The 21468-nt window shown below is 45.8% G+C and carries 26 protein-coding genes; 11 read left to right on the forward strand and 15 right to left on the reverse strand.

The window, feature by feature from the left end; all coding sequences use genetic code 11:
• Window positions 1-8 precede the first annotated feature (8 nt).
• Window positions 9-302 (forward strand): hypothetical protein, encoded by a 294-nt coding sequence (locus AOC28_RS06545; RefSeq protein ID WP_072583151.1) that lies wholly within the window; start codon window positions 9-11, stop codon window positions 300-302.
• Between the two features lie 65 nt (window positions 303-367).
• Here AOC28_RS06545 and AOC28_RS06550 read toward each other — a convergent pair whose 3' ends face one another.
• Window positions 368-1381: a D-glycerate dehydrogenase gene (locus tag AOC28_RS06550; RefSeq protein WP_072583152.1), complete on the reverse strand. Its 1014-nt coding sequence runs from the start codon at window positions 1379-1381 to the stop codon at window positions 368-370.
• Between the two features lie 119 nt (window positions 1382-1500).
• Here AOC28_RS06550 and fdxA point away from each other — a divergent pair, with 119 nt between their 5' ends.
• The 4 genes from fdxA to AOC28_RS06570 are packed head-to-tail and all read left to right on the forward strand — an operon-like array spanning window position 1501 to window position 4231.
• Complete coding sequence (gene fdxA / locus AOC28_RS06555) at window positions 1501-1824, forward strand: ferredoxin FdxA (RefSeq protein WP_072583153.1); 324 nt, start codon at window positions 1501-1503, stop codon at window positions 1822-1824.
• Window positions 1825-1844: 20 nt separating this feature from the next.
• Entirely contained in the window at window positions 1845-2891 is a 1047-nt protein-coding gene (locus tag AOC28_RS06560) for an NAD(P)/FAD-dependent oxidoreductase (protein WP_072583154.1), read from the forward strand.
• Window positions 2892-2936: 45 nt separating this feature from the next.
• Window positions 2937-3731 (forward strand): thymidylate synthase, encoded by a 795-nt coding sequence (locus tag AOC28_RS06565; protein ID WP_072583155.1) that lies wholly within the window; start codon window positions 2937-2939, stop codon window positions 3729-3731.
• 11 nt (window positions 3732-3742) lie between these two features.
• Window positions 3743-4231: a dihydrofolate reductase gene (locus AOC28_RS06570; RefSeq protein ID WP_072583156.1), complete on the forward strand. Its 489-nt coding sequence runs from the start codon at window positions 3743-3745 to the stop codon at window positions 4229-4231.
• A 46-nt stretch (window positions 4232-4277) separates the two neighbouring features.
• Here the strand turns inward: AOC28_RS06570 and AOC28_RS06575 are convergent, their stop codons facing one another.
• Window positions 4278-5120: a peptidylprolyl isomerase gene (locus tag AOC28_RS06575; protein WP_237767757.1), complete on the reverse strand. Its 843-nt coding sequence runs from the start codon at window positions 5118-5120 to the stop codon at window positions 4278-4280.
• 84 nt (window positions 5121-5204) lie between these two features.
• Between AOC28_RS06575 and AOC28_RS06580 the strand changes: the two genes are divergently transcribed.
• Window positions 5205-5825 (forward strand): SOS response-associated peptidase family protein, encoded by a 621-nt coding sequence (locus tag AOC28_RS06580; protein ID WP_072583157.1) that lies wholly within the window; start codon window positions 5205-5207, stop codon window positions 5823-5825.
• On the opposite strand, the gene AOC28_RS06585 is transcribed toward AOC28_RS06580, so the two are convergent.
• The 4 genes from AOC28_RS06585 to AOC28_RS06600 form a co-directional block, all read right to left on the reverse strand.
• Entirely contained in the window at window positions 5822-6148 is a 327-nt protein-coding gene (locus AOC28_RS06585) for a hypothetical protein (RefSeq protein ID WP_237767758.1), read from the reverse strand. The genes AOC28_RS06580 and AOC28_RS06585 overlap by 4 nt on opposite strands.
• Window positions 6149-6178: 30 nt before the next feature.
• Complete coding sequence (locus AOC28_RS06590; protein ID WP_072583158.1) at window positions 6179-6784, reverse strand: protein-methionine-sulfoxide reductase heme-binding subunit MsrQ; 606 nt, start codon at window positions 6782-6784, stop codon at window positions 6179-6181.
• Window positions 6785-6866: 82 nt separating this feature from the next.
• Entirely contained in the window at window positions 6867-9098 is a 2232-nt protein-coding gene (locus AOC28_RS06595; RefSeq protein WP_072583159.1) for a molybdopterin cofactor-binding domain-containing protein, read from the reverse strand.
• A 10-nt stretch (window positions 9099-9108) separates the two neighbouring features.
• Entirely contained in the window at window positions 9109-9606 is a 498-nt protein-coding gene (locus tag AOC28_RS06600) for a (2Fe-2S)-binding protein (protein ID WP_072583160.1), read from the reverse strand.
• Between the two features lie 142 nt (window positions 9607-9748).
• Between AOC28_RS06600 and AOC28_RS06605 the strand changes: the two genes are divergently transcribed.
• The gene (locus AOC28_RS06605; protein ID WP_072583161.1) at window positions 9749-9964 is read left to right on the forward strand and encodes a hypothetical protein; all 216 of its coding nucleotides are present in this window, start codon (window positions 9749-9751) and stop codon (window positions 9962-9964) included.
• Here AOC28_RS06605 and AOC28_RS06610 read toward each other — a convergent pair whose 3' ends face one another.
• Window positions 9965-10255 (reverse strand): 4a-hydroxytetrahydrobiopterin dehydratase, encoded by a 291-nt coding sequence (locus AOC28_RS06610; protein WP_083564246.1) that lies wholly within the window; start codon window positions 10253-10255, stop codon window positions 9965-9967.
• Between the two features lie 12 nt (window positions 10256-10267).
• Window positions 10268-10993, reverse strand: a complete 726-nt coding sequence (locus AOC28_RS06615) for a 16S rRNA pseudouridine(516) synthase (protein ID WP_072583162.1) — start codon at window positions 10991-10993, stop codon at window positions 10268-10270.
• A 100-nt stretch (window positions 10994-11093) separates the two neighbouring features.
• On the opposite strand from AOC28_RS06615, the gene AOC28_RS06620 reads away from it, so the two are divergent.
• Complete coding sequence (locus AOC28_RS06620; protein WP_083564247.1) at window positions 11094-11627, forward strand: DUF2889 domain-containing protein; 534 nt, start codon at window positions 11094-11096, stop codon at window positions 11625-11627.
• Window positions 11628-11630: 3 nt separating this feature from the next.
• Here the strand turns inward: AOC28_RS06620 and AOC28_RS06625 are convergent, their stop codons facing one another.
• Window positions 11631-12401 carry an SDR family oxidoreductase gene (locus tag AOC28_RS06625; protein ID WP_072583164.1) on the reverse strand — a complete coding sequence of 257 codons (771 nt, stop codon included), beginning with the start codon at window positions 12399-12401 and terminating at the stop codon, window positions 11631-11633.
• Window positions 12402-12457: 56 nt separating this feature from the next.
• Here AOC28_RS06625 and AOC28_RS06630 point away from each other — a divergent pair, with 56 nt between their 5' ends.
• Window positions 12458-13255: a hypothetical protein gene (locus AOC28_RS06630; RefSeq protein ID WP_237767759.1), complete on the forward strand. Its 798-nt coding sequence runs from the start codon at window positions 12458-12460 to the stop codon at window positions 13253-13255.
• A 29-nt stretch (window positions 13256-13284) separates the two neighbouring features.
• Here AOC28_RS06630 and AOC28_RS06635 read toward each other — a convergent pair whose 3' ends face one another.
• The 5 genes from AOC28_RS06635 to AOC28_RS06655 all read right to left on the reverse strand — a co-directional run bounded on the left by AOC28_RS06635 (window position 13285) and on the right by AOC28_RS06655 (window position 18550).
• Entirely contained in the window at window positions 13285-14208 is a 924-nt protein-coding gene (locus AOC28_RS06635) for an MBL fold metallo-hydrolase (RefSeq protein ID WP_072583165.1), read from the reverse strand.
• Between the two features lie 18 nt (window positions 14209-14226).
• Window positions 14227-14787: a lipocalin family protein gene (locus AOC28_RS06640; protein ID WP_072583166.1), complete on the reverse strand. Its 561-nt coding sequence runs from the start codon at window positions 14785-14787 to the stop codon at window positions 14227-14229.
• A gap of 2 nt (window positions 14788-14789) precedes the next feature.
• A complete protein-coding gene (gene msrP, locus AOC28_RS06645; protein ID WP_072583167.1) occupies window positions 14790-15752 on the reverse strand; it encodes a protein-methionine-sulfoxide reductase catalytic subunit MsrP in 963 nt (320 codons plus the stop codon).
• Between the two features lie 55 nt (window positions 15753-15807).
• Window positions 15808-16215 carry a BLUF domain-containing protein gene (locus AOC28_RS06650; RefSeq protein WP_072583168.1) on the reverse strand — a complete coding sequence of 136 codons (408 nt, stop codon included), beginning with the start codon at window positions 16213-16215 and terminating at the stop codon, window positions 15808-15810.
• A gap of 100 nt (window positions 16216-16315) precedes the next feature.
• Window positions 16316-18550, reverse strand: a complete 2235-nt coding sequence (locus AOC28_RS06655) for an NADP-dependent isocitrate dehydrogenase (RefSeq protein ID WP_072583169.1) — start codon at window positions 18548-18550, stop codon at window positions 16316-16318.
• Window positions 18551-18786: 236 nt separating this feature from the next.
• On the opposite strand from AOC28_RS06655, the gene AOC28_RS06665 reads away from it, so the two are divergent.
• Window positions 18787-19983 carry an MFS transporter gene (locus AOC28_RS06665; protein WP_072583171.1) on the forward strand — a complete coding sequence of 399 codons (1197 nt, stop codon included), beginning with the start codon at window positions 18787-18789 and terminating at the stop codon, window positions 19981-19983.
• Here the strand turns inward: AOC28_RS06665 and AOC28_RS06670 are convergent.
• Window positions 19980-20996, reverse strand: coding sequence for a DUF6352 family protein (locus AOC28_RS06670; protein ID WP_072583172.1), 1017 nt, complete (start codon window positions 20994-20996; stop codon window positions 19980-19982). The genes AOC28_RS06665 and AOC28_RS06670 overlap by 4 nt on opposite strands.
• 87 nt (window positions 20997-21083) lie before the next feature.
• On the opposite strand from AOC28_RS06670, the gene AOC28_RS06675 reads away from it, so the two are divergent.
• Window positions 21084-21431, forward strand: a complete 348-nt coding sequence (locus AOC28_RS06675; RefSeq protein WP_072583173.1) for an FKBP-type peptidyl-prolyl cis-trans isomerase — start codon at window positions 21084-21086, stop codon at window positions 21429-21431.
• Window positions 21432-21468: the final 37 nt, after the last annotated feature.

Here is a 21468-nt window from a genome sequence, read left to right on the forward strand (position 1 = left end):
GCGTCATCATGAAACTTAGCAAAAAAGAACTCGTCTTTCTAGACCCAATGCATACCGCCAAAACCTTAGTTTTGGTTTACCTCTGCTTCTCTGTACCGATTGTATTGTTGGCTCTATTTGTAGCCTTCATTCGTGACGGTGCTATCCCAGGATTTACTGTGTTGTCCGCACTTATTCTCAATGCCCTGCTCGGGTTTGGATTGTTGTGGATTGCCTGCAAAGTCTATAACTGGGTTGCTGGAAAATTCGGCGGCATTGAATTAGCGTTACGCGAATTGCCAGAAGAAATTGACGCCGAGTAAAAATTCAATATTCGGAGCTATTTCCAAGCAATAAAGCCGAGTAATGCTCGGCTTTATTTTTTTTACTAAGCTTTGTAGACTTCTGCATTAATAAGACTGGGTGGTTTTTTTCCTTCAAGCACTGCACGTAAATTATCTACCGCTAAATCCACCATCGCTCTACGTGTTTTTTCTGTAGCGCTAGCAATGTGTGGAGCAAGTACTACGTTATTCAATTTCAATAGCTCGGGATGCACTTTGGGCTCGCCTTCGAATACGTCTAAGCCGGCTGCAAAGATTCTTTTTTCCTTGAGAGCTTGAGCCAGAGCCGCATCATCCACAATGCCACCACGGGCAATGTTTATCAGGGTTGCCGTTGGTTTCATGAGAGCAATTTCTTTGGCGCCAATCGTATGATGACTCTCGGCGCTATAAGGCAACACTAGAACTACGTGATCAGCGGTACGAAGCAATTCTTCTTTAGAAACATATGTAGCGCCACAGGCTTTTTCATCGGCCTCTGATAAATGACTGCGATTGTGATAAATCACATTCATACCAAAACCCAATGCGCGCTTTGCAATGCCTTGACCAATTCGACCCATACCAATAATGCCTACTGTACTGTGATGCAAATCCATGCCAAGGGGGTTATTCACAATCGACCATTTGTCCCACTGCCCTGCCCGCACCCAGTGCTCAGATTCAGTTATGCGCCTTGCGGTTGCCATCAATAAAGCAAATCCGAAGTCAGCCGTTGTGTCAGTTAAAACATCTGGCGTATTCGTTGCCATCACACCAGCAGCAGTCATTGCTGGCACATCAAAATTGTTATACCCCACAGAAATATTGGCCACAATTTTCAGATCTTTGGCATGCATTAGGGCGTTTGCATCAATTCTTTCGCTACCAGCAACTAAAGCCCCTACAACCCCAGAGAGTTCTTTTTGCAACTCTTCGGGACTAAAAATCCTATCCTCTTGATTGGACCGAACCTCATAAGATTCCTCTAATTTAGCCAAAGCCTCTGGGAAAATGGCTCTTGCAACCAGGATTCTGGGTTTTTGCTTGCTAGCGTGCTTATTTGACTGGGTATTCATAGTGGGAACTTTACCTCAACTAAATAGACCCTTTCGCCTGAAAAATAGGCTATTTCAGCTAAAATTGAGCTTTTATAACTTAGCACCCAGCTTTTTGGGGCTCTTGAAACAAAACCACCATGACTTACGTTGTTACCGAAGCCTGTATCCGTTGCAAATACACCGACTGCGTTGATGTTTGCCCAGTTGACTGCTTTCGCGAAGGTCCTAATTTTTTAGTGATTGATCCAGATGAATGCATCGATTGCGCAGTTTGTGTTCCAGAGTGTCCTGTTAACGCTATTTACGCTGAAGATGATGTCCCTGGTGACCAACAGGCATTCATCAAACTCAATACTGAACTTTCTCCTTCTTGGACTTCGATTACCAAGTCCAAAGCAGCTCTTCCGGATGCCGAAGAATGGAAAGATGTTAAAAACAAACTTGATCAGCTAGTAAAGTAATTTTCTAACCAAAGAAATTTGTGTCGAATACACCCATAGAAACTGATGCCGTCATCATTGGCGCCGGTCCCGTGGGTCTCTTTCAGGTTTTTGAATTAGGTCTCCTGGAAATTAAAGCGCATGTCATTGATTCACTCCCGGAGGTTGGCGGTCAATGCATTGAACTTTATCCAGATAAACCCATCTACGATATTCCCGCGATTCCAGTGTGCACTGGACGCGAACTCACCAATAATTTACTCAAACAGATTGAACCCTTCAAAGCTCAATTTCATCTGGGTCAAGAAGTTAGCAAGCTTGAACGTCAGGCCGATGGGCGCTTTCTTGTTTGCACCTCGCTGGACAATCACTTTCTCAGTAAAACCGTCTTTATTGCTGGTGGCGTAGGGGCCTTCCAGCCTCGCACCATCAACCTTGAAGGCCTTGATGCCTTTGTGGGAAAGCAGGTTTTCTACCACGCTAAAAATTCTGAGCAATTTACAGATAAAAGAATTGTGATTTGTGGTGGTGGCGATGCAGCACTAGATTGGGCGATTCATTTTTCTGAGATTGCCTCTAGCGTTACCTTGATACATCGTCGCGACGACTTTAAAGCTGCGCCAAAATCGATTGCGAGAATGCGTGAACTTTGCGCCAATAAGCAGATGAATCTGCTCATCGGACAAGTGACCGGCTACGAAGTTAGAGATGATCGACTTGCTGAAATTGCTTTCACCAATATTGATGGCGAAGCAAAACAGATCCCACTTGATGATCTTTTGGTGTTTTACGGACTCTCCCCTAAGCTGGGTCCGATTGCAGAGTGGGGCCTGAATATCGATCGCAAACAAATCTGCGTTGATACCGAGAAATTTCAAACCAGTACTCCTGGGATTTACGCTGTTGGCGATATCAATGTCTACCCCGGTAAGAAAAAATTGATCCTGTCTGGATTTCATGAGGCAGCTCTTGCCGCCTTTGCTGCGGCAGCATACCTAAACCCCGAAAAACAGATTCAACTCCAGTACACAACCACCTCCCCCAAGCTTCACAAAGCCTTGGGAGTGAAGTCGCCCACATTCGAGTAAGCTATCCTTAATTCATTAATACATAACCACTTTTAGCCAATCTATATGCGTCAATATCACGATCTCATGAAAGAAGTCCTCGCCAAGGGGGTTCAAAAGTCTGACAGAACTGGAACTGGCACGGTCTCCGTATTTGGACACCAGATGCGCTTTAACTTGGCTGATGGTTTTCCCATGGTAACTACCAAGAAGCTTCACCTGAAGTCCATCATCTATGAATTACTCTGGTTCCTCAAAGGTAGCACGAACAATAACTGGCTGAAAGAACGCGGCGTATCCATCTGGAATGAATGGGCAGCACCCGATGGTGATTTGGGTCCTATCTATGGTTATCAGTGGCGCTCATGGCCTGCGCCGAATGGTCAGCATATCGATCAAATCTCAGAAGTAGTAGAGACCATTAAAAAGAATCCAGACTCGCGTCGCATTATTGTTTCTGCTTGGAACGTGGCTGATATTCCTCGCATGGCTTTAGCACCTTGTCACGCCTTCTTTCAGTTTTATGTGGCCGATGGCAAGTTGTCATGCCAGCTCTACCAACGTAGTGCGGATATCTTCTTGGGCGTGCCCTTTAATATTGCCAGCTATGCATTGCTAACGCATATGATGGCGCAACAATGCAACCTGGAAGTGGGTGACTTTGTTTGGACGGGTGGTGACTGTCATTTATATAGTAACCATCTAGAACAAGTGGAACTTCAGTTATCGAGGAACTTCTTCCCCTTACCTAAGCTTAATATTTTGCGCAAGCCTGATTCAATCTTTGATTATGAGTTTGAAGACTTCGAAATCGTCGGCTATGAATCTCATCCTCACATTAAAGCTCCTGTAGCCATTTAAGAATCCTACTTATGACTCAACCTGCTATTTCTATGATTGTTGCGCGCTCACGCAATCACGTCATTGGCCGCGACAATCAAATGCCTTGGAAGATCTCGGCTGATTTGCAGTTCTTTAAGCGCGTGACCATGGGGCACCCTGTGATCATGGGTCGTAAGACCTGGGAATCCATTGGACGCCCACTTCCTGGACGTCGCAACATCGTAGTGAGCCGCAATGCAAGTTATCAAGCTACTGGTGGCGAATTAGTCGGATCACTCGATGAAGCTTTAAAGAGTTTAAGTGAGTTCCCACGTGTTTTTGTCATTGGCGGTGAGCAACTCTTCACGCAGGCCTTTCCGAAAGCAGATCGACTCTATATTACTGAGATCGATATAGATATTGAGGGTGGCGATACCTTTTTTGAAGTTCCCAATGAATCGGATTGGAAAGAAGTAGAGCGCACCCCTGGATCCGAAGGTGATGTTAACTTTAGCTTCATTACACTAGAACGGAAATAAAAAAGGACTCCTTGGAGTCCTTCTTCACATTAAAGCATTGCCGCTTTTACTGAACCACAATCTTTGCATCTTTTGCAATCTGGCCCAAGAATTCGTACTGCTTTCTTTGTGTCATGCCGGCAAGAATACCCGCCTTAGCTTGCTCGAATGTTGGTGGCTTGCTTGATTTCTTATCTTCCAGCTTGATTAAATACCAACCTTGTTGCATCTGAATTGGCGCTGGTGAAACCTGGCCCTTAGAAAGGGTTGCCAATACAGAAGCTAATTGTGGAGCCACTTGACCAGGCTGAACCCAGCCCACTGCACCGCCCTGTACTTTGTTTGGGGCCAATGAAACACTCTTGGCAACCTTATCAAATGGCTCGCCTTTCTTAATACGTGCCAAGGCAGCTTGAGCATCGGCTTCGCTAGCTACTGCAAGATCACTCACTTTATATTCGGCAATCATGCCCTGAGGGCCCAAGGAGGCAATCTCCTTGTTGTATTCAGCCTGAACATCTGCTTCGGTGATTGGATTTTTAGCCATATAAGTTGACAGCTCTAAATCTGCCAAATAATTTTGACGAATCATCATCAGTTGTGTATTGGCTTTTTCTGAGTTTGCTAAACCATCTTTTTCTGCTTGTTGTGAAAGCAGTAGTACTTCAATGTATTTCTCGATCACCACTTTGCGTAACTCTGGAGAATCTTTTTGCCCTTGTGAAAGCGCCACTTTAATTCCCTGCTCTACCATATCATTAGTAATAATGATTCCATTAACAGAGGCTGCAGCATTAATGGGTAAACCACTCTGCTGGGCATAAGCACCGCCAACAAGTGCACCGGTCAACAAGCCTGCAGCGATTAAACGAACGATCATTGGATTCAAAACAGAGACAAAAGGTTTCATAAGGAAGATATCTTTCTAAAATTTAGCCTCAATACTACCAGCAGGCATGGGGTCAACAGCAATAAGGCGCAGTAAAATAGCTTTATGTGTGTTCAATATCTCACTACCGTAAATGTTGATTGGGTAAAAACCCACTTTGACCTCGAATTACCCATATCAATGGCTCATGATGTATTCCCAAGCTATCCGGGACCCATCATCCTCAAAAGTCATAATACTGACCGTACCGCAATCGGTTTAGCACGCTTTGGCCTTTTACCATCCTGGGCTAAAGAAGAAACCTTCGGCAGAAAAACCTATAACGCAAGAGCTGAAACGGTAGCCGAAAAGCCCTCTTACAAGTTCGCCTGGACCAAGCGGCATTACGCATTAGCCTTGGCGGATGCTTTTTATGAGCCTTGTTATGAATCTGGTAAAGCAGTCCGGACTACTATCAAGCAAGCCAATCAAGAACCGATGGCCATTGCCTCTATCTGGGACACCTGGACTGAATCAGAAACTGGTGAGCTCATCGTTTCATTTTCCATGCTCACAATTAATGCCAGCAATCACCCGGTGATGCAGCGCATGCATAAACCCGAAGATGAGAAACGTACCGTAGTGCCGTTGCGACCTGAACTCTTTGATGCGTGGCTCAACGCCACACCAGAGGAAGCGCAAGCGCTATTAACAATAGACTCTATTCCCAAACTAACGCTAGCCTAAAAAGTAATAACGGGCTTTGTGGCTTGATAGGAGTCGGCTGATTGCGTTTCTATTGCCTCTGCCTCTTCTTCACCCTGGGGTTGCTTGTAATATTTTGCATCCGATGCGCGCTCTTTAGCTATACGAGCATCTTCTGCTCTTGGATCTACCGGACCAAACGGCCCCTCAACCGGAGACAGGGACTGCCTATTGAATTCCTGAACCTGCCCATGAGTATAAGGGGAATAAGTCGTTGACCCAGGGGGCAAAGGAGGGGTTTGGGAGCAAGCTGCAAGGCCCATCAATAACAGGAATAGGCTCAGCCTCGAAAAGAATGTATTCATGAGACTCATTGTATGGCAGCAGCCTATCCCTCATCCAAGCAAATTACTTCGAATACCCTGAAGCATATTTCTGATGACTGGGATACGGCAGATCAGCAATAGAAAAATAACTGCCCCATAAATCGAGACTGTTCCCAAATCATTTTTACCCGCCTTGTGCCACCAATAATGAACGATTGCAGTGCATGCAATTACGTATACAAGCTTGTGTAATACAGCCCAACGCCTGCCAAGCTGACGAACTGCCCAATGATTTGATGTCACTGCCAATGGGACAAGTAATACCAAAGTCAGAAAGCCCATCGTAATGAAGGGGCGCTTTACAACATCATTCCACATCGATTGAAGATTTAAATTCTGATCTAACCAAAACCAAATCGAAAAGTGGATGCAAGCGTAGAAGAAACAAAAGAGTCCTAACATGCGACGCAACTTTATCCAAACAGTCAATCCCGTCATCAAGCGTAAAGGGGTCATCGCCAGAGTAATGCACAGAAAAACCAATGCCCAAGTACCAGTCGATCGGGTGATAAATTCAATTGGGTTAGCACCCAGACCTTCATGGTCGCCAAGCCAAAATAAGCGGGCTAGCGGCAGTAAAGAAAACAAGAAGACCGATGTCTTAATCAAATTCATAAGCCATATTAAACGACCCCATCGATTCAGAATCAATGGGGTCGTTTAATCAATTGCCGTGTGGTTCGTGCTTAAGCTAAGACTAAGCCAAACTCAGCCCCTCCTTGCTCAGCGGGAAATTTCGAACCGGTCTACCTATCGCAGCAGAAATGGCATTCGCAACAGCGGGGCCAACTACACAGATTGTTGGCTCACCCACTCCACCCCAAAAATCAAAACTAGGGACCAAGACTGTTTCGATCCTTGGTGTAGCTGATAACTTCAACAGCGGGTAGGCATCCAGATTCTGCTGTTTGATGCGACCTTTTTCTACAGAGATTTCCGGCAAGAAGATTGCGCCTAAGGCCATCGCTACAGAACCTTCAATTTGCTCTCGGGTTAAGTAGGGATTAACAACATGCCCCGAATTTAAGGCAAATACCAAGCGTGTAACCTTCACCACATTATTCTGCACGGTCACTTCGGCAACGCAAGCAGAGTAGCTGGCATAGCCCATGAACTGAGCAACGCCTCGGTAGGTCCCTACTGGCAATGGTTTATCCCAATCCGCTTTTTTGGCAGCAGCATTCAGTACACCCAAATGCTTTGGATGACTTTGCATGAGGGCCTGCCTAAATTTCACAGGATCCTTACCTGCCACCTTGGCACACTCATCCATAAAGCATTCCATGAAGATGCCATTTTGGTTCGTGTTCACGCCGCGCCATGGGCCAACTGGCACATGGGTATTCTTCATCACATATTCGGTTAAGAGCGTCGGGAAGGTATAGCCAAGTTGCGCATCAGGACCCTTTTCATAGAAGCCTTGGAGCTGACGTTCATCTTTACTATTTTTAATGGCCTGAGGTGCTAATGTGGCATTAATCGACTGACCTGCAACCTTGATGTGCATACCAGTGACATTGCCAGAGCCGTCAATACCAGCAGTCATCTTTGCCATCGCTATCGGATGGTAGTAATCATGTGTCATGTCTTCTTCACGACTCCAAATGACTTTGACCGGGACCCCTGGAAACTTTTGCGCTACTTTAGCAGCAAAGGTTGTGAAGTCTTGCGTGGAGCCGCGACGACCCAGGCCACAACCAGAATCTAATTTATACACTTCACAATTTGCGAGTGGTAAGCCAGTAGCTTCAGATAAAGCTGCGTGAGAACCCTCACCATTTTGGGTTGGCACCCAAGCCTCTGCACGATCGCCAGTGATTTTGACGGTGGCATTCATAGGCTCCATCGTGACGTGAGCACGATAAGGTGTGTAATAAATGGCTTCTACTTTCTTGGCAGCACTATTGATGGCAGCAGGCGCATCGCCCTCCTTACGCTGCCAAAAGTCACCCTGCTCATCCAAGCCATCACGCAACATTTTATTAATGCCATCTTGGGAGACGCTGGCCGCTTTACCCTCATCCCAAACAATAGGCAACGCATTAAGCGCTGTATTTGCATGCCACCAGGTATCAGCGACTACCGCTATAGTGCTGTCATCGATCTTAACCACACCCTTTACACCACGCATCTCTTTAATTTTGGCTTCGTCATAACTAACCAATTTGCCACCAAATACAGGGCAGGCCTTCACAGAAGCACAAAGCATTCCTGGAAACTGTAAATCAATGCCATATATTTTTGATCCATTAACCTTATTGGCAGTATCGATACGCGCATAAGGCTGTCCAGCAACTTTCCATTCTCTAGGATCTCGCAGGGTAATCGACTTTGGATCAGGCGGAGTTAAGGCAGATGCTAGCTCAGCTACTTTGCCGTAGGTCGTTTTGCGACCCGTTGCTTTATGAGTGATCACACCCTTGTCTACTGTCAACTCTGCAACAGGAACATTCCACTGATTGGCCGCTGCCTGCATCAACATAATGCGAGCCGCTGCTGCGCCACGGCGCACATAGTCCTCAGAGATTCGAATACCGCGGCTACCGCCAGTACCATGCTCACCCCACACGCGTTTACGCGCCAAACTTTGTCCTGGAGTAGCTGACTGAGTTTTTACCTTTTTCCAATTGCACTCGAGCTCTTCAGTAACCAGTTGAGCAAGGCCCGTACGGGTTCCTTGACCCATCTCCGAGCGAGCAATTCTGATATAGACGGTATCGTCCGGTTTAATGCTGACCCAAGCATTGACTTCAGCTTCACCTGCTTGCAGCGGTGTATTTGGATCGTATTTAGAGCCTGCTTGAGCAAATGCTAAATCAGGCAAGGCGCCTATGCCCAGCATGAGTCCGCCACCCAGCATAGTGCCTTTGATGATGAAATCACGACGGGAGGTGTTTTCTAAATTGGGAGTTAAATTTATAGTTGTCATGTTCTTCTCCTTAACCACGTGTCGCAGGAGTAGCGTTGTACTGCGCCAAGACATCTGCCAATTTCTTTTGTCCAGAAGCAACATGAATTCCATCCCGAATTTTTTGGTACGTTCCACAACGGCATAGATTACCCATGGCATTATCGATATCGGCATCAGTGGGTTTTGGATTTCTCTTTAAGAGAGCGGCAGCTGCCATGATTTGACCTGATTGGCAATAACCGCACTGAGGAACATCGAGTGCAACCCAAGCTTGCTGTACTGGATGTGTATTGTTTTTAGAGAGCGCTTCAATAGTGGTAATTTTGGCTTTACCAACCGCAGATACTGGAATTGAACAAGAGCGAACTGGCTCGCCATTAAGGTAGACAGTGCAAGCTCCGCACTGCGCAATACCGCAGCCATACTTCGTGCCAGTGAGTCCTACCACCTCCCGAATAGCCCACAACAAAGGCATATTTGGCTCCACATCAATATTCTGAACCTGACCATTAATGTCTAATTGCATGTTGTCTCCTATGGTTTTCTTTTAAAAAGACTATAAATCATTCTGGACTTTTTGCGCTCGCACATAAATGTCTCGGTCTAGGGCAAAACCCTATCGAATTGGGCTGTAATTTGCTATCCTGAAAGCTCAATTAAGGATAAATATGACCGAAGAAAACCAAACCCAGAATGATGAAGATTTTGACTATGGGTGCGAGTGCGCAATGACCTTGCTTAACGAGCCAACCGAGGATCGTCTAAATGACTTAATTGATGATCTAGATGAAGACGGGATGATCTCCACCGAAGTAGTCTATGGCTTGCTAGCCACCATCCTCATGAGCATGAATGAGGAAGAACACGAAGGTGAAGAGCACTAATTAGTCGCGCTTCACTTGGGAAGCAAAGGAATCCATTGCCTTTGCCAACTGAATATCTAATGTAGTTAAGGTAGCAGCTGAATGGGTAGTGAGCTTGACTGAAACCGTATTCCAAGAGTTGGACCAATCAGGATGGTGATCTATTTTTTCAGCGTACTGTGCGCATAGCGTCATAAATTCAAAAGCTTGCTGAAAGTCCGCAAAAACAAACTTGCGTGCTATTGCCTTACTCTCAAGCTCTAAAGACCATAAGGGAATTTCTTTTTCTAAATCAAAACCATTAACTATCAAGATGGACTGCCTTTAAGTGGAGACGCTTTGGGAGAGTTGCTTGAAATCTTCTGGATAGAGCCAGCGCCATTCTCCCTCGGCCAAGTCCGTAGGCATTTGGTATGCGCCAATTTCAGTGCGGTGTAATTTGGCAACATGATTTCCAACTGCCGCCATCATGCGCTTTACCTGATGGTAACGTCCCTCAACAATTGTCATCGCTAACACATGATCAGAAATTTGCTTGCATGCTGTGGCATAGCAAGGCTTTGGATCATCATCGAGCACAACGCCACTCATTAAATGATCGATTTGTTTTTGTGTAATAGGCTCTGGTGTGGTGATTTCATAGACCTTACCAATATTTTTCTTCGGGGTTGTCATCTTGTGAATAAACTGACCGTCATCTGAGATCAAGAGCAACCCAGTGGTGTCATAGTCTAGGCGCCCTACGCATTGCAGCCCTCGCTCAACAAAGGGACTAGGTAGTAGGCTATAGACACTGGGATGGTGTGTCGTTTTATGTGAACACTCGTAATTGGCTGGCTTATTAAAAGCAAGGTAAGCTTTCTCGTGATACTCCCAGTCTTTACCCTCTACGTTCAGCATCAGATTTTCTGTGGAAATTCTTTCTTCTGGATCTTCAGCTAACATGCCATTTACTTTAACCAGCTCGGCGTATACCAAATCACTGCAATAGCGACGAGTACCAAAGCCTTGGCTAAAAAGAATTTTTTCTAGGGAAATAGGTTTTGCCATATGCTGCAGAGGATACTACAGAGAGGGTCCGCATGAAGTTGGGCCTGTTTGTACTGCAATTCATTATCATTAGATAACCTTAATTAATAGTCCTATCCCCATGCTATCCACCCCAAAATCACGCTCCTTATTACATACTCGAGAAATTACTTTTCAGGGTTACACACGAGAAGATGGTTTATGGGATATCGAGGGTCATCTCAAAGATTTCAAAACAAACCCATTCCAAACAAGTGCAAAGACCTGGCAACCAGGCGAAGCCTTTCATGACATGTGGGTTCGAGTCACGCTTGATAAAGAGTTTGTCATTAAGGCAATTGAAGCGGTAATGGATGGACAGCCCCATGCAGAATGCACAGCAGCTATTCCACCGATGGACTCACTGATTGGAGAGCGACTAGGTAAGGGTTGGCGCAAAACGATTGATACCCATCTCGGTGGAATCAAAGGCTGCACGCATTTGCGAGAGCTTCTCTTTAACCTTGCTACTGCAGCTTATCAATCCATTCCGGGGGCATTCTTTGATCCGAATGGCGATAAGCCGCCACTGTACTTGGGCACCTGTAAATCGTGGGACTTTGATGGTCCCGTAGTCATGCGTGTGTACCCCAAGTTTTATCGCTGGAAGCCTTAAATATTACAAAGCGCCTCGGTGCAAAGTTGTGCCAGCAAATGATTGCTGAACCGGCATCACTTCAAGGGCATTGATATTCATATGCGCAGGTAAAGTAGCAGTCCAATAAATTGCTTCCGCAATATCATCTGCACTTAAGGCGTGAACACCTTCATAGACTTTATCTGCTTTTTCATCATCACCCTTAAAGCGAACATTCGAATACTCGGTACCCGAACTTAAGCCTGGTTCAACACAGGTAACGCGTAAGGGTGTTCCCAATAGGTCAGCGCGCAAATTTAAACTAAATTGTTTAACAAATGCTTTAGTAGAGCCATACACATTACTGCCGGGGTAGGGATACAGGCCTGCTACCGATCCTATATTGATAACGTGACCGCATTTACGCTCAACCATTCCAGGTAAAAAGGCTCTAGTCATGTGAACTAAACCTTTAATATTGGTATCAATCATTTGATCCCAATCGGAAATCTTTGCTTGGTAGGCTGGCTCAAGCCCCAAAGCAAGACCGGCGTTATTAACTAAAACAGTCACCTTAGAAAACTCTGCCGGCAAAGTACTGGCCAGAGTGTCTACATGAGTGCTGTCACAAACATCCAGTACCAAGGTGTGAAGTTTTTTCTGCTGCTCAGCAGGTAAGGAGCTCTTTAGAGCCTCTAAACGATCCAACCTCCTGCCAACCGCAACCACTTTGTGACCATGAGCTAAAAAGCGTCGGGCAGTTGCCTCTCCAAATCCTGCGGTAGCGCCAGTAACCAATACAGTGTGTTCCATGCTTCCTCTTTAAATCTTTAGTAAATAGTGTTTTGTAATTTAATATTAATGCCTATATGGTATTCCTGCGTGCGCTCACTTTTTCATTGCTATGCATTCCTGCCGCTCTAGCGTGCGCAACGGAGCAACCCTCTCCCACACCTATTTTAGGGCTCGTTAATGCATCTCAAGAAAGATCTCAAGATCACATTCTAGAGTTTTGGGGCTATCATGCCGCCCAGGGTGCCGATAACTATGCTGACACGCTTAAATTACGCTATTACAACCCCTTAAATCTTGGTAGCTGGCATGGAACCATGAGATTGGACACTGCTTATACGGCCGCCTATGGACCAACACTTGCCGCACAATCCACCGGCACCTACTCACCCAACAATGCAATGCTCACAATTTGGGGTGGTCAAGCCGATTGGTTTGCAAATATTGGGGCCAGAATATTAGCCCCACTCGGTAGCACAGGCCAGTGGCTAGCAGGACCTCAGGTGAGCACCTCCTTTAGGCCTGCAGGTAGCAGCCAAAATATCCTTGCGGATATTTCACCTCTCGCCAGATACATGATGGGCTTTAATCGCAAGGCACCCACAGCCTCCGGTTTACCTCCAGTAGATAATCACCTCGAGCTTTATCCGACAGTCGGCCTCAATCTGACCTCAAGCACTCAGCTGCGCTTCTGGGATGAAAATGGTGCCGTTTATAACTCGGCAGGTGGCGGCTGGTTTGTACCAATCGACGCTATGGTGACTCAACGCATTAACAAAAATCTTCTAGTCGCCATTGGTGGGGCCAAGCAAGTTGTGCAGACTTATCAAGTCTACAACTGGACCGTGTACGGAAAAATTTCACTGAGCTTTTGAAGCGGGTGATGAAAAAAGATTAGCCAAGATCAGCCAAGGTCAATTAAGATCTCATTCTCTATTTTTGCTGCGCCAGATTTGACCAAGGCCTTAGGTAGCCACTGCGTAAATTCATCTATATTCATATTGAGCATTTTTGCTGCGCTCATTAACGCTGGTGTATTCGCAATCCAAGTATTCACTTGCGCAATATCACGACTACGCCATTCTAAGAGGCGATATTTCAGTAATACTTTAGCGCCGTGGCGAGCATTACGATCTGGATCAGATGCCAAGTAATCCAATCTTGATCTTGCTGTGGCAAGAGATTTAGAAACATCTACAAAAGGTGCGCCGTGCCCTGGAATCACCAGATTGACTGGCAAGGTCTCTATTAGATCCAAGGTATGCGCTACCTCCTCAAAACCCGCCTCTCCCCAGAGCTCCGGGAAAATCACCCCAAAACCCTCTTCCCATAGGGCGTCTGCTGAAATCAAGATGCGATGATCCGCCTGATACAGCATGACAGAGTGTGGATCGTGCCCTGGTGCCGCCAATATCTTCCAAAGATATCTTCCTAGCAATATTTCCTCGCCCGGAACTAATACACCGTGATGTAGAAACTGAGGGCATTCCTGTCCCAAGTTGTCATAACTTAATAGATCGCTATCCCAGTTTTTAACTGCTATTGCTTCAGCAGCCGGGATGTATACCTCGCAATCAAAAGCTTTTATCAAAGCAGCATTGCCGCCACAGTGATCTGAATGCAGGTGGGTATTGACCATCTTATTTAATTTCAATAGTCGATGCTTTTGCAAAGCATTCTGAACTAAACCAATAGTCAAATTTTGATGAGCACAATATCCCGAGTCCACCAAGGAAACATCACTTTCACCAAAGTGAAAAATATTATTGGCGGAGAGCCAGCCTCTTTCAAAAACTTCAATCCCAGGAGGCAGCAAATGCGTAGTCATAACTGAGTTGCTTTGTACTTACTTTGAAGTTGCTTGAGTAGTTAGCTCTAACTTACGCACATCAAACTGCTGCGTCTGTATGCGCGCCAAGGTATCTTCATAGACTTTTTTGTCTAACTCTGGCGTTCTGGACAGAATCCAAAGATATTCACGGCGAGGGTCACTCACGACAGCCACTTGATACTGAGCATCTAGATCAATCACCCAATAATCGCCCCATACCAAAGGGATAAAAGCCAACCACGCGGGTGCGAATCGCACTTCAAGCTTGGGAGAGTCTTTTGCCCCAATCTGCCTTGCAGTGCCCTCGGCCTCTGATATATCGCCCTCAGCCGTCTTGCAGCTATTCAACACTTTTAGCGTGCCATCAGCCCTAGCCGAATAGACTGCCTTAGTATTGCTAGCGCACTTCTTCTGGAACCAATTAGGATATTTAGCAATCTCATACCAAGTACCCAAATAACGCGGTACATCTAGAGAGGGGATCGTCTTTACAGGCGCATCACTTCCCTGCCCATAAGCAGAAAAGTGAAACAACAAAATGCAGGCACTAAAAAGTAATGAGTAAATTTTGCTCATTACTAATAGTACTTCTTCAGATCCATGCCCGTATACATACTAGCTACTTGTTCACCATAGCCATTAAACATTTGGGTTTTAATCTTTGGTGCAAACATTCCCTTGGGGTCACCAATGCGACGCTCAACCGCTTGACTCCAACGCGGGTGATCTACCTGAGGATTGACATTGGAATAGAAGCCATATTCACGCGCATCGAACTGATTCCAGCTGGTCTTAGGCATCTCTTCTGTAAAGCGAATTTTGACAATCGACTTGGCGCTCTTAAAGCCGTATTTCCAGGGCACCACTATGCGAACTGGCGCACCATTTTGTTTTGGTAAGACTTCACCATATAAACCAAAAGTCAGCAGCGCCAATGGATTCATGGCCTCGTCCATGCGCAAGCCTTCACGATAGGGCCAATCAATAATATTGCTCTTCACCCCCGGCATTTGCTTGCGATCAGCTAAGGAAATAAATTCCACATACTTTGCAGACCCCAGCGGCTCTACTTTATTAATGAGCTTAGAGAGCGAGTAACCATCCCAAGGGATGACCATAGACCAACCCTCAACACAGCGCATCCGATAAATTCGCTCTTCCATTGGGGCTAACTTGAGAAGCGCATCAATATCAAGTGTCATTGGCTTTTTGACCAAGCCCTCAATTGAGATGGTCCAGGGTCTTGTCTGCAAGGTGTCGGCATACGCTGCCGGATCAGCTTTATCAGTACCAAACTCATAAAAGTTGTTGTAGCTGGTGACGTACTTCAGGGCAGTTAAATCATCCTTATTCGCATAGGCGGGATTAAGCGTAGCAGTCAACTTTTCTGGACTGGCAGCAAGCGCTTCTCTAGAGAACCAGGGCGCCAGCGCCATTCCAAAGCCCCCTGCAGCAGCAGTCTTGATAATATTGCGGCGGTTTTCAAATACGGCTTTTGGAGTGATGTCGCCTGCAAGAATGGTTTTATCAGTAAAACGCATGTTGCGCTCCCATGAATGTAATAAACCTATTGTGCTACCGATGGAAATTTCTTGCTTAAAACTGACTTGCCCGCATTTGGTTCATCAAAGCGAGGCTATTTTTATCCATACCGCCAACCATTTCAGCCAAGTCGGGGTAGTCTCTCACTAAAGACTCGCCGCCATAAAAGCGGAGTAGCCAATCTGGATAGCTTCTTTCGGAAATTTCTTTTATCTCCAATAATTCAATACGATGATGCCGTTTATCATCCTGGATTCTCTTCCATACCTTCATAATGTTGGCACGCTCACCTTCAATCACCTGAGCAAACTGCTGGTTATCGTAAAAGAGAATGCCGGTAACTCCATTTTTTTGATTAAACGCGCGCGCCGACTCGAGCAAGCGCATTAAGCCAAGAAAAGACATATCCGAGATAGCTTCACTCAGATAACTCAATTCAACCAGGTCTTTTGGTTTAGGCATTACTTAGAAATGGAATTAATAAATAAAAAAGGCAAACCCGAAGGTTTGCCTTTAAATACTAAAGCTATTTTAAAATTTAAATACTTATCGCTTATACCTATTATGCGTTTGCTGCCTTCAAAGCTGCATTCAAAGTGGCACTTGGACGCATTACTGCTTCAAACTTCTCAGAATCAGGCATAAAGTAACCACCAATATCTGCTGGTTTACCTTGAACCGCCTTGAGTTCATCCGCAATTTTTTGCTCATTCTCAAGTAAAGATTTTGCCAAAGGGGCAAAGTGCGCTTGCAATTCTTTATCTTCTGTTTGAGCGGCCAATGCTTCAGCCCAGTACATTGCTAAGTAGAACTGGCTACCGCGGTTATCCAACTCACCAGTACGTGGCGAAGGTGACTTATTGTTATCCAACAACTTACCAGTCGCCTCATCCAAAGTGCGGGCTAAGATCTTTACCTTGTTGTTGCCAGTTTTATCGCCGATATCCTCAAGAGATACAGCTAAAGCCATGAACTCACCAAGTGAATCCCAACGCAAGTGGTTTTCTTCCACCAATTGTTGAACGTGCTTAGGAGCTGATCCGCCAGCACCAGTTTCAAACAAGCCGCCGCCAGCCATTAAAGGCACGATGGACAACATCTTTGCACTAGTACCTAATTCCATAATTGGGAATAAGTCAGTGAGATAGTCACGCAAAATATTGCCCGTCACAGAAATCGTGTCCTTGCCACGAATCACACGCTCTAAGGTGTAACGCATTGCACGTGTCTGGGACATGATCTGAATATCTACGCCCTTCAGATCGTAGTCTTTGAGATAGGTATTTACCTTCTTAATTAATTCAGCTTCGTGTGGACGGTACTCATCGAGCCAGAATACTGCTGGAGTATTAGAAAGACGCGCGCGATTTACAGCCAATTTGACCCAGTCACGAATTGGCGCATCTTTAACCTGGCACATACGCCAGATATCGCCCTCTTCCACATTTTGCTCAAGCAATACAGTGCCATCATCGGCAACGATGCGCGCTACACCAGCTTCTGGGATTTCAAAAGTCTTGTCATGTGAACCGTACTCTTCAGCCTGTTGGGCCATCAAGCCGACGTTAGGCACTGTACCCATCGTCGTTGGATCAAAGTTGCCATGTGTCTTACAGAAATTAATCATTTCTTGATAGATGCGGGCAAAGGTACTTTCTGGAATCACTGCTTTCGTGTCATGCAAACGACCATCAGCACCCCACATTTTTCCGCCAGCACGAATCATTGCAGGCATAGAAGCATCTACGATCACATCGCTTGGAGAATGAAGGTTGGTAATACCTTTAGCAGAGTCCACCATCGCCAATGCTGGACGATGCTCGTGGCAGGCATGCAAGTCTTGAATGATTTCTTCGCGCTTAGATTCTGGCAAAGTTTTAATCTTTTCGTAGAGACTGCTCATACCGTTATTAGCATTCACACCCAACTCTTCAAACAGCTTGGCATGCTTTTCAAAAGCATCTTTATAGAAAATCTTTACCGCATGACCAAACACGATTGGGTGAGAAACCTTCATCATGGTTGCCTTGACGTGCAAGGACAGCATCATGCCGGTCTTATAAGCGTCTTCGATTTCTTTCTCATAGAACTCGCATAACGCTTTTTTGCTCATGTACATGCTGTCGATAATTTCGCCAGCTAATAAAGAGACCTTTGGTTTAAGGACAATAGTCTTGCCGCTCTTTGTCACCAAGTCCATCTTCACATCACAAGCCTTAGTCAAGGTCATGGACTTCTCGCCAGCATAAAAATCGCCGCCATGCATATGAGAAACGTGAGTACGTGACGCCTGACTCCACTCCCCCATCGAGTGTGGATTTTTACGAGCGTAACGTTTCACAGCAGGGGGAGCACGGCGGTCAGAGTTACCTTCGCGCAATACAGGATTTACTGAGCTTCCCAAGCATTTGGAATAGCGAGTGCGAATGGATTTTTCTTCATCCGTTTTTGGATCTTCAGGGAAATCAGGAATCTTGTAGCCTTTAGATTGCAACTCTTTAATGGCTGCAAGTAACTGAGGTACGGAAGCACTAATATTTGGGAGCTTAATAATGTTGGTATCAGGCAATAAAGTCATTTTACCTAGCTCAGCCAAGTTATTAGGAACTTGCTGTTCAGGGGTCAAGCATTCAGGAAACTCAGCCAAGATACGAGCGGCAACTGAAATATCACTCGTCACAATCTCCACGCCAGCAGGAGCTGCAAAAGTACGAATAATTGGCAGAAATGCGCGAGTAGCCAAAAGTGGCGCCTCATCTGTCAGCGTATAAATAATCTTTGATTGCTCTGAAGCCATGAATGTTTCCTCAATATTGAAAAAATTACAGAGTCAGGTTTTTACCCTGTCGCTCTCAAATCCACATTTTGCAAGTCGCTTTTAGCGCATCTTTTGCCAATGAGGCGAGTTTTCCATTTTAAATCATCGGACTTGGCAAAAATGGTGGTTTTGCACCCTAAAGCGCCTAATAAAGGGCATTTTAAGGGAATCCACCAAGACAACCGAAGCTTCAAATTCACCGTACACTGCATGCCATGACCAGCAAACATCCTTTACTAAACAAAAATCTGGTGCTGCTGATCATTTGTCAGGGGCTATTCCTCACCAATAATGTCACTTTTATAGCTATCAATGGGCTTGTGGGGTTAAGTCTTGCGCCAGCCAGCTGGATGGCCACCCTACCCGTTATGGGCTATGTTGTCGGGGGCGCCTTTTCTACCTCCATTGTGGCTAAATCTCAAAACTACTTTGGGCGCAGAGTTTCATTCCAATTGGGCTTGCTATTAGCAATGCTCTCAGCACTGCTATGCGCCTACGCCGCCATCACGAGAAACTTTTGGCTGTTGGTGCTGGGGACCTTTATTGCAGGCTATTACAGCGCTAATGGGCAGCTCTATCGCTTTGCCGCAGCAGAACTGACAGAACAGAGTCAACGCGATAAGGCGATCTCTTGGGTGCTTGCTGGCGGCATCCTCGGTGCAGTCATTGGACCTAATCTAGCCTCCTGGACTCGAGATCTGTTTGATACCGCCTTTCTAGGGGCCTATCTCACTCTATCCATTGCCGGATTCATCGGCATCTTCGTGATGCAATTCATTCAGTTTCCACAAGAGCTAAAGACTCAGCATGCCCTTACTGATGGACGCCCACTGAAAATCATTCTCCAGCAGCCAGTCTTTATGGTTGCCATCATTGGTGCAGCATTGGGATATGGGGTCATGAATCTACTCATGGCCGCCACACCTTTGGCAATGCAAATCTGTGGGCTACCATTTTCGGACACCGCTTTAGTTCTAGAGTGGCATGTGATTGGCATGTTTGCTCCCGGATTTTTTACAGGATCACTCATCCAACGATTTGGGGTATTAAAAGTGATGGGGACTGGGGTGCTTCTGAACTTCATCTGCATTGCAATCGCGCTTACCGGAACCGATCTCCATCAATTCTTTATCGCTTTATTTTTACTCGGTGTTGGTTGGAACTTTTTATTTACTGGCGCCACCTCTCTAGCGATGACTGCCTATCAACCCAATGAGCGAGACAAAGCACAGGCTACCATTAATTTCTTCGTCTTCGGAACTATGGCCTTCACTTCTTTTGGGTCAGGTGCCCTAGTCACCTCACATGGTTGGAGCATCCTCAATTGGGGATCACTCATCCCTGTTGTAGTGAGCGGTCTGGCAATTTTCTGGCTTGCTCAGCAACGGAGAAAATCTCGAGTGACGGCCTAAGAAGTTTTAGCTAGCGGCAAGTTAAACAAAAGGTTTTGTGGCTTTAACTTCAGCTGCTGCTGGTCGTTCATGGCAATAGCCATATATACCGGCTTACCAGCCTGCGCTTGAGCTACAGCAGCCTCATCGATAAAGTCTAAGCGAAATAAACAAATCACCTTTTGCAACTCATCTGCCTCTACCAACTCTTTGTTGTAAAGCTTATTCAGTATTTCAGTAGCGGCTGCATCTAAGCCAACATGCCATGACCACTTAGGATCCGTAATTTGCTGCATGGGGGTAATGCGCACACTCACTCCGAGGAAATGTTTGATCCATTTCTCTAAAACGCGACAAAAATGATTAATAGGCTCATGCCCAAAATTGAGCTGAACCGCTAAATCAAAATCTTCGTTTCGAGTCCAATAGGTATCAGCATTGTCTTCATGCAGCACATCTAGATCAGCTGAACGCATCGTCATTGACTTGCCTTTAAGCAAATCCATAATGTTGCCCGTATCGCTAGCCTGAGCATTGCGCGCAACTACTTCATCGTCCGCGCCCATCACGATGCCATCCTCGATAACAGTAATCTTCTGAGTTCTGAAAAAGAGCTCGCCCATACGGGCTTCTAGTGGATGCGCATCGTTACCCAGGATATGTCTAATGAAAATTTGGGCGAGTTGAGCAATAAATAAAGGCGGTACGTCCACTCCCTCACCTTTAAATAAACTCATATAAAAGTTCTCTAGGGAGCTTGCCGCTAATAAACGCTTTCGGTAGCGCAGCCAAACGCGATAGTTCTCCTGAATATCCTCATCAGCCATCGCCGAGATTTCATCATCAGCAACATCTGTACGAGGGTTGTCAGTTAAACGCTGATGGAGTGAACGTTCGATAGCGCAAGATTCGGGAACCAGCTTGAGCTCCGGCCTCTCCATATAAGTACGCAAAAAGTCATCCGTCACCAACAACTGATCATCAGAACTGATGGTCAGGGTGCTATATGCAGAATTTGGCCAATAATTTGTCATACGTTTTAGCTAAAGCATCATTACCAAAGAGATTTACAGAGCTCAGAATATACTAGCCAATCAATTTGTGTGAAATAGGAAAACATCATGAGTGAACTCAAAAAAATCGATACTGTTGTGGGCGAAGGCAAAGAAGCTGCCGCAGGCAATCATGTGGATGTGCATTACACCGGCTGGCTTTATGACGAGAAGGCTGCTGACCATAAAGGTCAAAAGTTTGACAGCTCCTTAGATCGTGGCCAACTCTTTAGCTTCCCCTTGGGTGCTGGTCATGTGATCAAAGGCTGGGATGAAGGCGTAGCTGGCATGAAAATTGGTGGCAAACGCACACTCATCATTCCTTCTGAGATGGGCTACGGTCCTCGCGGTGCGGGTGGCGTTATTCCTCCAAATGCCACCCTGGTATTTGATGTGGAGCTCCACGGCGTTAACTAAGACGCGCGTATTCGGCAGCAAAACAAAAGCCACCCTT

This window comes from Polynucleobacter sp. MWH-Adler-W8 (genome assembly GCF_001889925.1).
GTDB lineage: Bacteria > Pseudomonadota > Gammaproteobacteria > Burkholderiales > Burkholderiaceae > Polynucleobacter.

Coding starts and splice junctions, on each gene's coding strand:
- AOC28_RS06545 (WP_072583151.1), top strand. CDS start 9: ATGAAACTTAGCAAAAAAGAACTCGTCTTTCTAGACCCAATGCATACC.
- AOC28_RS06550 (WP_072583152.1), bottom strand. CDS start 1,381: ATGAATACCCAGTCAAATAAGCACGCTAGCAAGCAAAAACCCAGAATC.
- fdxA (WP_072583153.1), top strand. CDS start 1,501: ATGACTTACGTTGTTACCGAAGCCTGTATCCGTTGCAAATACACCGAC.
- AOC28_RS06565 (WP_072583155.1), top strand. CDS start 2,937: ATGCGTCAATATCACGATCTCATGAAAGAAGTCCTCGCCAAGGGGGTT.
- AOC28_RS06570 (WP_072583156.1), top strand. CDS start 3,743: ATGACTCAACCTGCTATTTCTATGATTGTTGCGCGCTCACGCAATCAC.
- AOC28_RS06575 (WP_237767757.1), bottom strand. CDS start 5,120: ATGAAACCTTTTGTCTCTGTTTTGAATCCAATGATCGTTCGTTTAATC.
- AOC28_RS06580 (WP_072583157.1), top strand. CDS start 5,205: ATGTGTGTTCAATATCTCACTACCGTAAATGTTGATTGGGTAAAAACC.
- AOC28_RS06585 (WP_237767758.1), bottom strand. CDS start 6,148: ATGAATACATTCTTTTCGAGGCTGAGCCTATTCCTGTTATTGATGGGC.
- AOC28_RS06590 (WP_072583158.1), bottom strand. CDS start 6,784: ATGAATTTGATTAAGACATCGGTCTTCTTGTTTTCTTTACTGCCGCTA.
- AOC28_RS06595 (WP_072583159.1), bottom strand. CDS start 9,098: ATGACAACTATAAATTTAACTCCCAATTTAGAAAACACCTCCCGTCGT.
- AOC28_RS06600 (WP_072583160.1), bottom strand. CDS start 9,606: ATGCAATTAGACATTAATGGTCAGGTTCAGAATATTGATGTGGAGCCA.
- AOC28_RS06605 (WP_072583161.1), top strand. CDS start 9,749: ATGACCGAAGAAAACCAAACCCAGAATGATGAAGATTTTGACTATGGG.
- AOC28_RS06615 (WP_072583162.1), bottom strand. CDS start 10,993: ATGGCAAAACCTATTTCCCTAGAAAAAATTCTTTTTAGCCAAGGCTTT.
- AOC28_RS06620 (WP_083564247.1), top strand. CDS start 11,094: ATGCTATCCACCCCAAAATCACGCTCCTTATTACATACTCGAGAAATT.
- AOC28_RS06625 (WP_072583164.1), bottom strand. CDS start 12,401: ATGGAACACACTGTATTGGTTACTGGCGCTACCGCAGGATTTGGAGAG.
- AOC28_RS06630 (WP_237767759.1), top strand. CDS start 12,458: ATGGTATTCCTGCGTGCGCTCACTTTTTCATTGCTATGCATTCCTGCC.
- AOC28_RS06635 (WP_072583165.1), bottom strand. CDS start 14,208: ATGACTACGCATTTGCTGCCTCCTGGGATTGAAGTTTTTGAAAGAGGC.
- AOC28_RS06640 (WP_072583166.1), bottom strand. CDS start 14,787: ATGAGCAAAATTTACTCATTACTTTTTAGTGCCTGCATTTTGTTGTTT.
- msrP (WP_072583167.1), bottom strand. CDS start 15,752: ATGCGTTTTACTGATAAAACCATTCTTGCAGGCGACATCACTCCAAAA.
- AOC28_RS06650 (WP_072583168.1), bottom strand. CDS start 16,215: ATGCCTAAACCAAAAGACCTGGTTGAATTGAGTTATCTGAGTGAAGCT.
- AOC28_RS06655 (WP_072583169.1), bottom strand. CDS start 18,550: ATGGCTTCAGAGCAATCAAAGATTATTTATACGCTGACAGATGAGGCG.
- AOC28_RS06665 (WP_072583171.1), top strand. CDS start 18,787: ATGACCAGCAAACATCCTTTACTAAACAAAAATCTGGTGCTGCTGATC.
- AOC28_RS06670 (WP_072583172.1), bottom strand. CDS start 20,996: ATGACAAATTATTGGCCAAATTCTGCATATAGCACCCTGACCATCAGT.
- AOC28_RS06675 (WP_072583173.1), top strand. CDS start 21,084: ATGAGTGAACTCAAAAAAATCGATACTGTTGTGGGCGAAGGCAAAGAA.